Below are 13,213 nucleotides of genomic sequence, written 5' to 3'. Positions count from 1 at the left end.
GCGCGCGCAGAGGCGCAGACGGCGTCAGGCGAGGAGGGGTGGGCCGGTCGAGAGCGGAGGCGGGGCGGCGAGGCCGCGGCCGGGGAAAGCCAGGAAAGCGGGGAGGGCCGGCGCATCGGCCTCGGCGGTCGGCGGCACCACGACGGGCAATGCGGCCAGCGTATCGGCCGGATGCGTAGCCGCTGCGAAGGCACAGGGCTGGTCCGGCGCGGGCTTGTGCTTCGGAGCCTTGTCGCCCAGCGCCGTGGCCAGCATAGCCTGGGCCTCGGCAGGCACGACGTGACTCACGCCGCTGCACCAGTTGAGCGTCACGCCATGGGCATTGGCGACCGGCATCCAGCCCGCAGGCACCAGCAATCGCAGCATCAACGCGCACGCCACGAGGAACAGCGCCATGCGCCGTCCGCTCGAATGCACGATGGAGCTGCCGGATTTCATCGCGCGGGCCTTCGCGCAGTTGGTCCGCCGCGGCAAGTGGACATTTTGTCCGCTTCAGCCGGTAACAGGGAGCCGCAGGCTGCCGTCGGGCTCGTAATGCAGCTCGCTATAGGCGGTCACCGCATCGAGCGGCAGCGGCCCATAGATATGCGGGAAGAGCTGCCCCCCGCGCGAGGCTTCCCATTTCACGGCCTCGCCCAACGCCTCGAGATCGACCGCGGCCAGCCACAGCCCATCCTGCCCGGCGAAATGCTTGTCGATCGTCTCCTGAAGCTGGGCCTCGGTGGAGAGGTGGATATAGCCGTCGGCCAGATCGACCGGCGCACCTGCGAAGCTGCCGTCGCGCTCTAGCGCGATCATCTGGTCGGCGGTGAGTACCTTATAGGCGATGGAATCGGGCATGCTTTCCCTCTTGGTCTCAGGCGACTACACCGGCGTTACCCATATTGTTCCCCGGCGAAGGCCGGGGCCCAGTATCGATGTCCCATGAGGCGCGCTGCCCGGCCAATTTCGACCGCGCTGCAACTGGGCCCCGGCCTTCGCCGGGGAACAGCATGTTGCCAATCTTACTGCCCGTCCTCGGGTCCCGCGGCCAGATCCTCGCTCGTCGTGGCATCGGGCGTCGGCTCGCCCGCAACCGCGCCATCGGCAAGGTTGACCTCGGCCTCGTCCTCGCTCTCCTCGATCCGCGCGGCCGAGACGACATGCTCGTCATCGGCGACGCGGAACAGGATCACGCCCTGCGTATTGCGCCCGGTGACGCGCACCGAGCCCACCGTGGTGCGGATCAATTTGGCCTGATCGGTGACCAGCATCAGCTGCTCGCCATTATGCGCCGGGAAGCTCGCCACCACCGGGCCGTTGCGATCCGAGCTTACGATGTTGGTGATGCCCTGGCCGCCGCGATTGGTGCGGCGATATTCGTACGCCGAGGTCCGCTTGCCATAGCCGTTCGCAGTGACGGTGAGGATGAACTCCTCGGCATCCTCGAACTCCTTCATCCGCTCCGGCGAAAGCGTGACTTCGCGGTCGCCTTCCTTCCACGGCGCGGCCTTGAGGTAGTCCTCGCGCTCCTGCGGCGTCGCGTCGAAGCCGCGCAGCACCGAGAGCGAGATGACTTCGTCGCCCTCGGCCAGCCGCGCACCGCGCACGCCGGTCGAATCACGGCTCTGGAACTCGCGCACGTCGGTCGAGGCGAAGCGGATCGCCTTGCCCTGCTTCGTCGCGAGCAGGACGTCGTCCTCCTCGGTGAGCAGCGACACGCCGATCAGGCGGTCCTCGGATCCCTCCTCGAACTTCATCGCGATCTTGCCGTTGGTGCGGATATTGGCGAACGCATCCATCGAGTTGCGGCGCACCGAACCCTTGGCCGTCGCGAACATCACGTGGAGATCGCCCCAGGCATTCTCGTCCTCCGGCAGCGGCAGCACGGTCGAGATCGTCTCGCCGGTCGCCAGCGGCAGCAGGTTGATCATCGGCCGTCCGCGCGTGGCGGGCCCGCCCTCGGGCAGGCGCCACACCTTCATGCGATAGACCTTGCCCTCGGTCGAGAAGAACAGAACCGGCGTGTGAGTCGACGTGACGAACAGGTGCGTGACCGCATCCTCATCCTTGGTCGCCATGCCGGCGCGGCCCTTGCCGCCCTTGTTCTGCGCGCGGAAGGTGTCGAGCGGCGTGCGCTTGATATAGCCTTCCATGGTCACGGTGACGACCATGTCCTCGCGCTCGATCAGGTCTTCGTCCTCGATCCCGTCGGCGGCGGCGGCGATCTCGGTGCGGCGCGGCGTCGCATATTGGTCCCGGACCGCGGTCAGCTCCTCGACGATGACTTCGTAGAGCTTGGCGCGGTTGCCGAGGATCTCGAGCAGTTCGGCGATCGTCTCGGCGAGCTTGGCGAGTTCGTCGCCGATCTCGTCGCGGCCCAGTGCCGTCAGGCGATGGAGGCGCAGATCGAGGATCGCGCGAACCTGCACTTCGCTCAGCCGATAGCTGTCGCCGGAGACTTCGGTGTCGATCGCCTCGACGAGGCGGATATACGGTGCGATCTCGGCGATCGGCCATTCGCGGGTGAGCAGCCGGTCTCGCGCGACGGCGGGGCTCGGCGAGCTGCGGATGATCTTCACCACCTCGTCGAGATTCGTCACCGCGATGACGAGGCCGAGCAAGATGTGCGCACGGTCGCGCGCCTTGGCGAGCTCGAACTTCGAGCGCCGGGTGATGACCTCTTCGCGGAACTTGACGAACGCCTCGATGATATCGCGCAGGTTGAGCAGCTCGGGGCGCCCGCCGCGGATCGCGAGGATGTTGGCCGGGAAGGAGGATTGCGCCGGCGTGTTCCGCCAGAGCTGGTTGAGCACGACTTCGGGAGTTGCGTCGCGCTTCAGGTCGATGACGATGCGCACGCCTTCGCGGCTCGATTCGTCGCGAATGTCGCTGACGCCTTCGATCCGCTTTTCCTTGGCGGCCTCGGCGATCTTCTCGACCAGCGCGTTCTTGCCCTGCTGGTACGGAATTTCGGTGAGTACGATCGAGCGCCGCTCGCCGCGCTGCTCGGTGGTATGGCGGCTGCGCACCATGATCGATCCGCGGCCGGTCTGATAGGCCGAGCGGCAGCCACTGCGGCCGAGGATGATCGCGCCGGTCGGGAAGTCCGGACCGGGGACGATCTCCATCAGTTCCTCGAGCGAGATTGCGCCGTTCTCGATATAAGCGAGGCAGGCGTTGATCACTTCGCCGAGGTTGTGCGGCGGGATGTTGGTCGCCATGCCGACCGCGATGCCGCCGGCGCCATTGACCAGCAGATTTGGGTAGCGCGCGGGCAGGACCGTCGGCTCGCTTTCCGAGCCGTCATAATTGTCCTGGAAGTCGACCGTGTCCTTGTCGATGTCGTCGAGCAGGGCCGAGGCGACTCGGGCGAGCCGCGCTTCGGTGTAACGCATCGCCGCGGGCGGATCGGGATCCATCGAGCCGAAATTGCCCTGGCCGTCGATCAGCGGCACGCGCATCGCCCAATCCTGGGCCATGCGCGCCATCGCGTCGTAGATCGAGCTGTCGCCGTGCGGGTGATATTTACCCATCACGTCACCGACGAGGCGGGCAGACTTGCGATAGGCGCGGCCGGCGACATAGCCGCCTTCCTGCGCGGCGTAGAGAATGCGGCGGTGGACCGGCTTGAGACCATCACGAACGTCAGGGAGGGCGCGCGCCACGATCACGCTCATCGCGTAATCGAGGTACGAGGTCTTCATCTCGTCGACGATCGAGATCGGGGTAATATCGGAAGGGTCGGCGAGCAGGGTCTCGTCGGTCAAAGGATCATGCTTTCGGAGTTTGTTACGTTACATGTGGCTCTAGCGTGCCCGATACCACCTGCCAACCCGCGCGTGCGCGTGTACGCGCGCGTGAGGCATGGATTTGGCTTCAGCTCAGCGTGACGCCGCAGGCGGCCGCGACGGTCATTGGATTGCCGACCGGCAGCGACGCGAGCATCTCGTCGCCCAGCGCCTTTACGAAGGCGCCATCGCTGGCCAATCCGCGCTTCTTGAGAGCATCGTCGGTCATCTTGTCGGTCAGCGGCGTGAGCGCCGCCCTGATCTTCGTCAGCTGCGAATCGCTGCCGGCCTTGGCGATCTCCTCGGCGGCGCCCTGGAGCACCGAAAGTGTGCCGAAGCACAGCATGTCGCGGCGGAAGGGGTCGCTCGGCAATCGCGCCGGCGCGGGGCTGCGCGCGATCGGAAAGCGCTTGTCGCAGAGTGGGGCGAGCGTCTTTGCCTGCTCGGGTGTGAGCGCTGCGTCCTTACCCACCTGCTCGGAAAGCGCGTTGAGCTGGTCGAAGAACGAGCCGGCGCCAGGCTTCGCCTTGGCCGATTGCATCGCGAGATAAGTAAATTGCGAGGTCAGCTGCAGCGGCGACTTGCTCGACGAATCCACGATGGTGACCGCCTGCGCGCAGGTCATGGCGGCCTTGGCGTTGTCGGCATACAATGTGGCGGTCTGGAACATGAGCGCGAGCACGGTCAGCATGAAACGAACTTCCCCCCGGTAAACCGGGCCAGTTTAAGCGGTATTGGCGATCGAACGCCAGTCGCGGAACGATTACGGGCGTTCAATCGTCGTTCAGGGCGCGCTTGCCATCGCTAACTCATCTGCGTCCGCTTGAACGGCGCGCGGCAGACATTTACAGGGGCCGCCGACCAGTATGCCGTTCCCACGAGGAGAGTTGTACATGAAGTTCGTTTCGAAGCTCGCGCTGGCCGCCGCGCTGACGCTGGGCGCCTCCGCTGTGGGCATCACGCCGGCGCTGGCGCAGAAGGCGGACAAGAAGGCGGAACCCCAGCTCAAGGTGAGCGACGCGTTCCGCAAGGCGGCCGTTGCCGCGGAGACCGCGCTGAAGGCCAAGGATCTCGCCACCGCGGATACGCAGCTCACCGCTGCCGAAACCGTCGCCGCGAACGACGATGAGAAATATTATTCGGGCTTCCTGCGTCTCCAGCTCGAACTCGAGAAGAAGAACGAAGCGGGCCAGATGAAGGCGCTCGGCGCCCTCGCCAGCAATCCCAAGACGCCGCCCGATCGGGCCAAGGTCTATGGTGCGATCTACAATTACATGGTCGGCTCGCAATATCTCGCCCAGAAGAAGCCGGCGGAGGCCATCGCGCCGCTGCTCAAGGCGCGCGAGCTTGGATCCACCCAGGAAGATCTCCCCGTGCTGCTCGCCAACGCCTATGCCGCCACCGGCAAGCCGGTCGAATCGATCGGCGAAGTGAATCGCGCGATCCAGGCGAGCAAGGCCGCGGGCCGCAAGCCGCCGGTCGATTGGTACAAATTCGCGATCCCGCGCGTGAACGCCACCGGCGATCGCGCCGCGATGGCCGATTGGCTGAAGCGCTACATCGCCGAATATCCCACCGTGCAGAACTGGCGCTGGGCGATCCAGGTCTATCGTCAGGGCGCTCCGGCCACCGGCAAGACCGAGAAGATGAACCTGTACCGGCTGATGCGTGCCACAAATGCGCTGGCCGATCGCGGCGACTATGCCGATTACGCCTTCGCCGCGCAGCAATCGGGCCTGCCTTGGGAAGCGGTCGCGGTGATCGACGAGGGCCGCAAGTCGGGCAAGATTCCCGCTGCCGACGCCGATGTGCAGCGCACCTACACCGCATCGCAAACCGCGGTGAAATCGGAAGGCTCGCTCGAAGGTCTCGCCAAGCAGGCCGCGGCCGGCAAGGACGGCAAGACCGCGCAGCAGACCGCCGACGCCTTCCTCGCATCGGGCAATTACGCTCGCGCGCTCGAGCTCTACGATCTGTCGCTCCAGAAGGGCAGCGTCGATGCCGACGAAGTGAACCTCAACCGAGGCGTCGCGCTGCGTGCGCTCGGCCGCAAGGACGAGGCGCGCACGGCCTTCCAGGCGATCAAGGGTGCACATGCCAATCTGGCGCTGCTGTGGCAGGCCTCGATCGACTTCCCGCCGCTCGCCTGAGCGAAACGGCCAGTGCAAACAGGGAAGGGGCGGCAGCGATGTCGCCCCTTTTCACATTTCGGGAACGGGGACGCCCGGCAGCGCCTTCGACGTGCGAATCGTCAGCGACGTCTTCACATGCTCGACATTGGGCGCGGTGGTCAGCTTGGTCGTCAGGATCTGCTGGAAGCTCTGCAGATCGGGCGCGACGATCTTGAGGATGAAGTCGATTTCGCCGTTGAGCATATGGCATTCGCGGACCTCGGGAATGTCCGCCACCAGCTGCTCGAATGCGCGCAAATCGCTCTCGGCCTGGCTCTTGAGGCTCACCATCGCGAAGACGGTGAGGTTGTAGCCCAATGCGGCCGGATCGAGCGCGGCGTGATAACCGCTGATCGCGCCCTGCTGCTCGAGCGCGCGCACGCGGCGCAGGCAGGGCGGCGCAGTCAGCCCGACACGCTCCGCCAGCTCGACATTGGTCATCCGGCCATTATCTTGCAGCAGCCCCAGGATCCGTACGTCGATATCGTCGAATCGCATGGGTTCGTCTCTTTCATTGTGGATTCGTTGCATGCAGGGGTTGCTAGACTATAAGATAATTACAACGCAACGCAATTGTCCCACAATGCGACGTGCCGAAATGGACTGTATCTAGGGCCTCCCCTGAGCATTAAGAATTTATTGAAGGCGCACTTCCGCGCCGGGGGATCTTGGCAGGCGCGTGCGCTTCGACGACACTCTCGAGACCGTGCTAGCGGCTGATTTGGGTACGCCTTATGGCGTCCAGTCGGCGTGGCGCCAGCTCGTCGATCTGATCGGTCGCCGCCGCGTGCCCCCTGCCACGAGGGCGATGGCGACTCTGCGCGCGATCAGGAGCGAAGTGCCGAGGCAGGTGCGTGTCGCCAGCGCGCGCGCGCTCGAATTTTCCAATCCACCGGCACCTTTGGTGCGGCTGTTTGCGCGCGATGATCTGCCGATCGCGATTCCCGTGCTGCGTAGCGCCCGGCTCTCGGCGTCCGAGTGGATCCAGCTGCTTCCCGACCTCACCCCCGCCGCGCGAACGATCCTGCGCAACCGGCGTGATCTGCCGCCCGCGGTCCAGCGTGCGCTCGAAAGCTTCGGACCGGTCGATTTCGTGCTGCCGAACGACGCCGGGGTTTCGGAAACCGGTGTCGAGCACGCCCGCGTGACAGAAGTTGTGGATAGTTCTGCCGGATCGATTGCGGAGGCGGAGCCGGACGCGCAGAACCTGACAATGGACCACAGCGAGAGGATCTCGGCCGCGGCGTCCCGGGACGCGCTGGCACGGCCGGCCGCGCAACCGGCGCGGATCGAGGACGAGGGTCCGTTCGAAATCGCCGAGGTCGTCGCGCGAATCGACGCGTTCTGGCGCAATCGCGAAGAGGCGGGCCCCGTGCCGACGCCCGCGCCGCCAGTCGTCGAGCAGTTCCGCTTCGAAACCGACGAGAAGGGCGTGGTCCGCTGGGTCGACGGCGTCAGCCGTGCGGCGGTGATCGGCCTTTCGCTCGATCTGCTGGGGATCGACGGCTCGCAGATCGACGGCATCGCCGCGGGGGCGTTCCGTCGCCGCGCCGGCTTCTCCACCGCACGGATGCACATCGAGGGCAGTTCGGATGCCGCCGGGGACTGGCTGATTTCCGCCATCCCGGTGTTCGATCCCGCCAATGGCCGCTTCACCGGCTATCGCGGCACCGCCCGTCGCCCGCGCACCGACGAGCGCGCGGAGCCTGTGCGCGTGCCGGTCGGCTCGCCCGCCGAATCGCTGCGCCAGCTCGTCCACGAATTGCGCACGCCGACCAACGCTATTGCCGGCTTCGCCGAGATGATCGAGACGCAGATGCTCGGCCCCGTCGCCGGGATCTACCGCGATCGCGCCAATGTCATCCGCAGCCAGGCGCGTGAGTTGCTCGGTGCGATCGACGATCTCGATCTCGCCGCCCGGATCGACAGCGCGGCGCTGTCGCTGGTCCCCGGCCGGGTGCCGCTGCGCCCCCTGCTCGCGACGATCGCCGACGATCTGGCGGCGTTGCTGGAGCTGCGCGGCTCGATGATCGCCTTGCCGATCGAGGACTTGACCGTCGCCGGTGATCGCCGCGCGGTCGAGCGGTTGCTCGCGCGGCTGATGGCGACTTTGGTGTCGGCCAGTGCCCCGGGCGAGCGGATCGGCGTCAACATGGCGCTGGAGAGCGATCAGAAGGTCGCAGTGGCGATCGATCGTCCCCGGGCGCTCGCCGATTATCCCGGCGATTCGGTGCTCGGCATCGACGACGAACGCGAGGATGCGACGCTGCTCGGCACCGGCTTCGCGCTGCGCCTCGCCCGCAATCTCGCGCGCGAGCTCGGCGGGAGCCTCGTGATCGAGCCGTCGATCTTGACTTTGCGGCTCCCCGCCGCCGTAACCAGCCAGGTGGGCCAGGCGATCTGAACTGACGGTGGGGGACCGCCACTCCGGCACGGGCTATCGCCCGCCAGCACCGCTGCCCGCCACGCTGGTGCAGTGGCCCGAGAGCTTCGGCACGCGCTTCACGGTCTTCGTCGATACCGAGGAAGAGTTCGACTGGAGCACCTCCTTCAGTCGCGACGCGCGCGGCACCGGCCACATGGCTGCTATGCCCGAAGCGCATGCTCGCTTCGCCGCACACGGCGTCCCGCTCACCTGGCTGGTCGACCACCCCATCGCCACTTGTCAGCGCTCTGCCGAGATATTGCGCCGCCTGATCGAGGATGGCCGTTCGGCGGTCGGCACCCAGCTCCATCCCTGGGTGAACCCGCCTTTCGAGGAAGAAGTGAGCCTCCGCAACAGCTTCGCAGGCAACCTTCCCGCAGGGCTCGAAGAAGCCAAGCTGGCTGTGCTCACCGATGCCATCGCCTCGGCCTTCGGCAGGCGCCCGCTAATCTATCGCGCCGGGCGCTACGGTGTCGGCCCGAACACCTTCGCCGCGCTCGCCCGGCTCGGCTATCGCGCCGATAGCTCGATGCGCGCGCGCTACGATTACAGCCCGGACGGCGGCCCCGACTTCGCCGCGATCCCCAACCATGTTTTCCGCACCGGCCCGGATGGGTCGATCGTCGAACTACCTTTGACCACGGTTTTCACCGGCGCGCTCCGTCGTGGCGGTGCCAGCCTCCATCGCCGGCTGGGCAGCCTGCCGCGCGGCCGCGGCATCGCCGCGCGCCTCCACCTTCTCTCACGCGTGGCGCTGACGCCCGAGGACATGCCGCTCGACGATGCGCTCGAAGCAGTGCGGATAGCAGTGGGCGAGGGGGTGCGTGTGCTCAATTTCAGCTTCCATTCGCCCTCGGTAGAGCCCGGCCACACCCCCTATGTCCGCGACGTCGCCGACCTCGCGGCCTTCTATCGCTGGTGGGATGCGGTCTTCGCGCTGCTGGCGCGGCTGGACGTTGCGCCGGCATCGCTCGCCGAGCTGCTCGACGCGGCTTGCGGCGCGGCCCCATCCTCCGCTACTGCCGCGGGCGCTGGGGGCCTGTAGCTCAACGGTTAGAGCTGGCCGCTCATAACGGCTAGGTTGCGGGTTCGAGTCCTGCCGGGCCCACCAGCGCCTGCCGCAATAGTTCGCCAGGTGCCTTGTGCCCCGGTTCGCGAAGCTCTAAGCGGCCCGACGTCGGGGAGTGGCGCAGCCTGGTAGCGCATCTGGTTTGGGACCAGAGGGTCGCAGGTTCGAATCCTGTCTCCCCGACCACTTTCCCAAGCACTTGCATTGCGACCCCTCTGGTGGGCGGTCTTGCGGCATGATGCGCCGCTTGCAATGTAGGATTTCGTCTGGCGCAGTAGGGCGCGGCCGCAGACGCCGCCGCTCTTTGAACCTGGTGCAACAATCAGCCGCTTGCGCACGAAAATTTCGGCGTTGCGTAATTTTATGAGCGAATCCGCGGGAAAAGTGCGAAGTTAAGCCGGCGAAATCCTACAGGCACGTGCGAATCGGCAGTCTTCGGGCCGCATCAATCCGGATCGCTTTCCACGGCCGCTGCGGCCGGCAATTCGTCCGGAACCCCGTTCAGCGCCCGCGCCAGCCTGTCGCCGTCCAGAGCGCCCTCCCAGCGCGCCACGACGATCGTCGCAACGGCGTTGCCCATGAAGTTGGTCAGGCTGCGGCATTCGCTCATGAAGCGGTCGACACCCAGGATCAGCGCCATCCCCGCGATCGGCACCTTGGGCACGATCGCCAGCGTCGCGGCCAGGGTGATGAAGCCGGATCCGGTCACTCCGGCCGCGCCCTTCGAGCTCAGCATCGCCACGCCGAGCAGCGCGATTTGCTCGCCCAACGTCAGCTGCACCCCCGTCGCCTGCGCGATGAACAGGGCCGCCAGCGTCATGTAGATGTTGGTGCCGTCGAGGTTGAACGAATAGCCGGTGGGCACCACCACGCCGACCACTTCCTTGTCGCACCCCGCGCGCTCCATCTTCTGGATGAGGGCGGGCAGGGCGGCCTCGGACGAGGAGGTGCCGAGCACGAGCAGCAATTCCGCCTTGAGGTAGCGGATCAGCTTGAGGATCGAAAAGCCGTTGAGCGCCGCGACCGCCCCCAGCACTCCCAGCACGAAGATCAGGGCAGTGAGGTAAAAGGTCCCCACCAGCGCACCGAGGCTCAACAGGCTGCCCAGCCCATATTTGCCGATCGTGAAGGCCATGGCTCCGAAGGCGCCGACGGGCGCCGCCCACATCACGATCGTCACCAGCCGGAACACCACGAGGGCGACTCGCTCGAGCATGTCGGTAACCGCCCGCGCGGGCTCGCCGACCAGTGCCAGCGAGACGCCGAACAGCACCGCCACGAACAGGATCTGGAGGATCGACCCGCTGGTGAACGCCGACACCAGGGTCGTGGGAATTATAGAGAGCAGGAACCCGGTGACGCTGGTCTCGTGCGCCTTTTCCTCATAGCCGTGAACCGCCGCCGCGTTGAGCGTGGACGGATCGACATGCATTCCGGCGCCTGGCTGGACGACATGCGCGACGACGAGGCCGACGATCAGCGCCAGGGTGGAGAAGAACAGGAAATAGGCAAAGGCCTTGGCCACCACGCGCCCCAGCGCCGCAAGCTGGCGCGATCCCGCGATCCCGGTCACCACGGTGAGGAAGATCACCGGCGGGATGATCATCTTGACGAGGTTGATGAAGCCCTCGCCGAGCGGCTGCAGGCTCGCCCCGAATGCGGGCCAGAACGCCCCGACAGCGACTCCGGCGATGATGCCGATCAGCACCCAGAAATAGAGCAGGCGCCAGAACGGCTGCCTCTGCCCGTGCTCCGCTCTGATCGGCCCCATCCCAATTCCCTTCGCGCTTTGTCTATGCCGGTCGCGGGCCCGCCCCAAATGGAAAAGGGCGCCCCCTTGCGGGAGCGCCCTTCCTAACTCTCAGCTCCGGCCCGTTCGAGCCGGAACGCCGATCAATGCGCGTTCGCCTCGGCGGCGTCGGCCTTGTTCTCTTCGACGTCGGCAGCGTTCTCGAGCACGTCCGCGGCGGCGGCGTTCGAGGTGTTGTCGGCGGCGTCGTCATAGATCGCGGCGTTCGCCTCGTGGCTGTCGGCGACGTTCTCGGCAGTGGTGTTGGTGGTGCCGCCGTTGCAAGCCGCGAGCGACATCAGGCCGGCGGTCGCAGCAACAATGAGGATCTTCTTCATGTGGGTTGCTCCCATGGAACATTAAACGTTTCGCACCCGGCCCGAATGCCGACGCGAAGGTGCTGAAATAGCGGTCGTTGCGTCTCCGTCAATCGCAAATGCGTCGAAACGCAAAATTTCTGCCACTTTTTTGCCCGATTTCGGACATTCGAGCGCCTTGACGCTACGGCGGTCAGTGCGCGGCGGGCGCCACCTTGCCGATATCCGCGGGCGCATTTGCGACGATCGCGAGCAACGCCGTCCACGCTGCCACATTCTGGCGCAGCTGCTCGGGATCGATCTTGTCGAGCGTGTCGTCGGGCGTGTGGTGATAATCGAAATAGCGCAGCCCCGATTGGCCGAGGTCGATCCCCGCGACGCCGGTGCGCAGCACGGGCCCGACATCGGTGCCGCCGCCCGCATTGGCCCGTCCGCGTGAAATGCCGAGCGGAGAAAGCGCGATAGCGAGCCGATCGCCTACGGCCTTGGCGCTCTCGGGCAGGTTGGTCTCGAACTTCCACACCCGATCGGCGCCGAAATCCGATTCCGATGCGAAGACGTGGCGCTCGCCGGCATGCGCCTTGGCATAGGCTTCGCCGCCGAACCCGCCGACTTCCTCGGCGCCGAACCAGACGACGCGAATCGTCCGGCGCGGCTGACCGGCGTCCATGATCCGCTTCGCCGCCGCGGTGGTGATACCCACGCCCGAGGCGTCGTCGATCGCGCCGGTGCCGAGATCCCAGCTGTCGAGATGCCCGCCGATCAGCACGATGCCGGCGCCGGGATCGCTGCCTGGCACATCGGCGATGACGTTGCCCGATTCGGCTTCGCCCTTGAATTCGGGCGTGACGAGCAGCTTCAGCCGCACCGGCCCGCGCTTGAGCAGCCGTTCGAGCTGGTCGGCGTCGGGGAGCGACAGCGCCGCCGCCGCGATCGGCTTCACGCCCGCCGCCCAGTTGGTCACGCCGGTGTGCGGATTGCGGTGATGATCGGTGCCGATCGAGCGAATCAGGATCGCCGCCGCGCCCTTTGTCGCCGCCGTGTTCGGTCCCGTGCGCCGCGCACCGCCGAACGTGCCATATTGCGAGCCGTCCTGCGTCGGTGTCATCGAATTGCTGACGAAGACGATCTTGCCCTTCACGGCTTCCGCTGGCGCGGCCTCCAGATCGGCGAGCGTCGGGAAGAAGGCGACGTCCGCCTCGACGCCCTTGGGCCCCGTCGATCCCGAATTGCCGAGCGCCGCGATCGCCAGCTTCTGCGCCGAACCACCCAGCACTTCGGCTTTTTCCTCGCCGCGCACCCAGAGCGGCATCCTGAAGGTTTCTATATGGACGTTCTGGAAGCCCAAGGCGGTCAGCTTCCGGACCGCCCAGGCCCGTGCCCGCGCCTCGGCTTCGGTCGCCGCCAGCCGCTGACCCACTTCGGTGGTCAGCCCCTCGGTGATCTCCCAGGCGAGATCGTCCTTGAGCGCCGCGTCGCGCAGCGCGACCGTGTCGTGCGTCTGGGCCAACGAGGGAAGGGGAAGGGCGAGCGCGGCGACGGCCGCGAGCAGGATGCGCTTGGTCATGGAATGGGTTGCTAGCCACCCCCGCAACATTTGCCAATGGCTTGCGTGTTTCCTTTTTGTTTCCATCTCGGCCGCGTTGCCATTTGGTGCTTCGATCGCTACATC

11 protein-coding genes and 2 tRNA genes are annotated in these 13,213 nt (G+C 66.4%); 5 read left to right on the top strand and 8 right to left on the bottom strand.

Annotation, left to right across the window (positions count from 1 at the left end; genetic code table 11):
- Positions 1–24: 24 nt before the first annotated feature.
- From BR78_RS0101975 to BR78_RS0101960, 4 genes are all read right to left on the bottom strand, one after another.
- Positions 25–438, bottom strand: coding sequence for a hypothetical protein (locus BR78_RS0101975; RefSeq protein WP_025561034.1), 414 nt, complete (start codon positions 436–438; stop codon positions 25–27).
- A 54-nt stretch (positions 439–492) separates the two neighbouring features.
- Positions 493–840, bottom strand: coding sequence for a DUF952 domain-containing protein (locus BR78_RS0101970; RefSeq protein ID WP_025561033.1), 348 nt, complete (start codon positions 838–840; stop codon positions 493–495).
- A gap of 164 nt (positions 841–1,004) precedes the next feature.
- A complete protein-coding gene (gene gyrA / locus BR78_RS0101965) occupies positions 1,005–3,749 on the bottom strand; it encodes a DNA gyrase subunit A (protein WP_025561032.1) in 2,745 nt (914 codons plus the stop codon).
- 109 nt (positions 3,750–3,858) lie between these two features.
- Positions 3,859–4,461, bottom strand: a complete 603-nt coding sequence (locus BR78_RS0101960) for a hypothetical protein (RefSeq protein ID WP_025561031.1) — start codon at positions 4,459–4,461, stop codon at positions 3,859–3,861.
- Between the two features lie 202 nt (positions 4,462–4,663).
- Between BR78_RS0101960 and BR78_RS0101955 the strand changes: the two genes are divergently transcribed.
- A complete protein-coding gene (locus BR78_RS0101955) occupies positions 4,664–5,920 on the top strand; it encodes a hypothetical protein (protein WP_025561030.1) in 1,257 nt (418 codons plus the stop codon).
- A gap of 51 nt (positions 5,921–5,971) precedes the next feature.
- On the opposite strand, the gene BR78_RS0101950 is transcribed toward BR78_RS0101955, so the two are convergent.
- The gene (locus BR78_RS0101950; RefSeq protein ID WP_025495035.1) at positions 5,972–6,439 is read right to left on the bottom strand and encodes an Lrp/AsnC family transcriptional regulator; all 468 of its coding nucleotides are present in this window, start codon (positions 6,437–6,439) and stop codon (positions 5,972–5,974) included.
- Positions 6,440–6,620: 181 nt separating this feature from the next.
- Here BR78_RS0101950 and BR78_RS0101945 point away from each other — a divergent pair, with 181 nt between their 5' ends.
- From BR78_RS0101945 to BR78_RS0101930, 4 genes are all read left to right on the top strand, one after another.
- Positions 6,621–8,345, top strand: a complete 1,725-nt coding sequence (locus tag BR78_RS0101945; RefSeq protein WP_025560574.1) for a sensor histidine kinase — start codon at positions 6,621–6,623, stop codon at positions 8,343–8,345.
- A 7-nt stretch (positions 8,346–8,352) separates the two neighbouring features.
- On the top strand, positions 8,353–9,411 hold the full coding sequence (locus BR78_RS20755; RefSeq protein ID WP_025560572.1) for a polysaccharide deacetylase family protein: 1,059 nt from the start codon (positions 8,353–8,355) through the stop codon (positions 9,409–9,411).
- Positions 9,402–9,477: transfer RNA gene (locus BR78_RS0101935), tRNA-Ile, on the top strand. Before BR78_RS20755 ends, BR78_RS0101935 begins: the two co-directional genes overlap by 10 nt.
- Positions 9,478–9,544: 67 nt before the next feature.
- Positions 9,545–9,621: transfer RNA gene (locus BR78_RS0101930), tRNA-Pro, on the top strand.
- A gap of 259 nt (positions 9,622–9,880) precedes the next feature.
- On the opposite strand, the gene BR78_RS0101925 is transcribed toward BR78_RS0101930, so the two are convergent.
- The 3 genes from BR78_RS0101925 to BR78_RS0101915 all read right to left on the bottom strand — a co-directional run bounded on the left by BR78_RS0101925 (position 9,881) and on the right by BR78_RS0101915 (position 13,108).
- Positions 9,881–11,206, bottom strand: coding sequence for a dicarboxylate/amino acid:cation symporter (locus BR78_RS0101925; RefSeq protein ID WP_025560571.1), 1,326 nt, complete (start codon positions 11,204–11,206; stop codon positions 9,881–9,883).
- A gap of 122 nt (positions 11,207–11,328) precedes the next feature.
- A complete protein-coding gene (locus tag BR78_RS0101920; protein WP_025560570.1) occupies positions 11,329–11,562 on the bottom strand; it encodes a hypothetical protein in 234 nt (77 codons plus the stop codon).
- 172 nt (positions 11,563–11,734) lie between these two features.
- Complete coding sequence (locus BR78_RS0101915; RefSeq protein WP_025560569.1) at positions 11,735–13,108, bottom strand: M28 family peptidase; 1,374 nt, start codon at positions 13,106–13,108, stop codon at positions 11,735–11,737.
- Between the last annotated feature and the right edge of the window lie 105 nt (positions 13,109–13,213).

Origin of the sequence: Sphingomonas sp. UNC305MFCol5.2 (assembly GCF_000712135.1) — a bacterium.
Classification (GTDB): domain Bacteria; phylum Pseudomonadota; class Alphaproteobacteria; order Sphingomonadales; family Sphingomonadaceae; genus Sphingomonas.
Note: the sequence above shows the minus strand (reverse complement) of the source record. Positions and strands in the feature narration are given on the sequence as shown.